Below are 1,374 nucleotides of genomic sequence, written 5' to 3'. Positions count from 1 at the left end.
GGGACTGTCATAAATTTTGTGTTCGGGCATAACATGTTGATAGAGGTGCATGTATGCCGACCAAAAAGAAACCGGCCCGTGAGGCCCCGCGAGACCTTCCATCCATTCCCCAAGAGCTGATCGACCAGTTCGTCAGCGGCCCGATGAGTGCCGAAGCCATTCAGGATGCCTCGATGGCGTTCAAAAAGGCGCTGATCGAGCGAGCTCTTGGTGCCGAGTTGGGCCACCACCTTGGCTACCCTCAGGGCGCGGAGCGCCCTGAGGAGTCGAGTAACCAGCGCAACGGCAAGAGCGGAAAAACGGTGCTAACCGATGACGGTCCGCTGCGTTTGGACATTCCCAGAGACCGTGATGGAAGCTTTGCTCCGATTCTGATCCCCAAACACGAACGGCGTTTTACCGGCTTCGATGACAAGATTATCGCGATGTATGCCCGAGGCATGACGGTTCGCGAAATCCGGGCGTTTCTCTCTGAACAGTACGGAACAGACGTCTCTCACGATTTCATCAGCTCCGTCACTGACGCAGTTTTGGAGGAGGTTACCGCCTGGCAACAGCGACCGCTTGAACCGATGTACCCGGTAATTTTCTTCGATGCATTGCGAGTCAAAATTCGCGACGAAGGCCTGGTTCGCAACAAAGCGATCTACTTGGCACTGGGAGTATTGCCGGACGGAACGCGAGATATTCTGGGAATTTGGATTGAAACAACCGAAGGCGCCAAATTTTGGATGAAGGTCTTTAACGACCTGAAAACCCGAGGCGTCGAAGACGTCTTGATCGCCGTAACTGACGGTCTCAAAGGCATGCCCGAAGCGCTGAGTGCTGTGTTTCCTGAGACGACGTTGCAGACCTGCATCGTCCACCTGATCCGTAACAGCCTCGATTACGCCCCGTGGGATAAGCGCCGTGAGCTGGCCAAGGCACTGAAACCGATCTATCAAGCACTCAATGCTGACGCCGCAGAACAAGCGCTACTGGCTTTCGAAGCCGGGCCTTGGGGTAAGCAATATCCGACAGTCGTATCGGCTTGGAAACGTGCTTGGGATCGAGTTATCCCGTTCTTCGTGTTTCCCCCGGCGATACGCAAAGTGATCTACACAACCAATGCCATCGAGAGTATCAATGCCCAGTTGCGCAAGGTCATCAAAACGCGAGGCCACTTCCCAACGGATGAAGCCGCGACAAAACTAATCTGGCTGGCATTACGAAATATCACCGCGAACTGGGGCAGTGCAGCTCATGATTGGAAGAACGCAATGAATCAATTTGCGATTCTGTACGGAGATCGATTTATCAGGCCGACCTGGTAAAGATAGGGCCTGCCTGACGGCAGGCCGTAACCGGCCCGAACACAAAAAATCTGACACTCTC

1 protein-coding gene is annotated in these 1,374 nt (G+C 54.1%); it reads left to right on the top strand.

The window, feature by feature from the left end; all coding sequences use genetic code 11:
* Positions 1-53: 53 nt before the first annotated feature.
* On the top strand, positions 54-1,313 hold the full coding sequence (locus TU75_RS26095) for an IS256 family transposase (RefSeq protein WP_015372597.1): 1,260 nt from the start codon (positions 54-56) through the stop codon (positions 1,311-1,313).
* Positions 1,314-1,374 lie beyond the last annotated feature (61 nt).

It is taken from the genome of Pseudomonas poae (genome assembly GCF_001439785.1).
In the GTDB taxonomy this organism is placed as follows: domain Bacteria; phylum Pseudomonadota; class Gammaproteobacteria; order Pseudomonadales; family Pseudomonadaceae; genus Aquipseudomonas; species Aquipseudomonas poae.
Note: the sequence above shows the minus strand (reverse complement) of the source record. Positions and strands in the feature narration are given on the sequence as shown.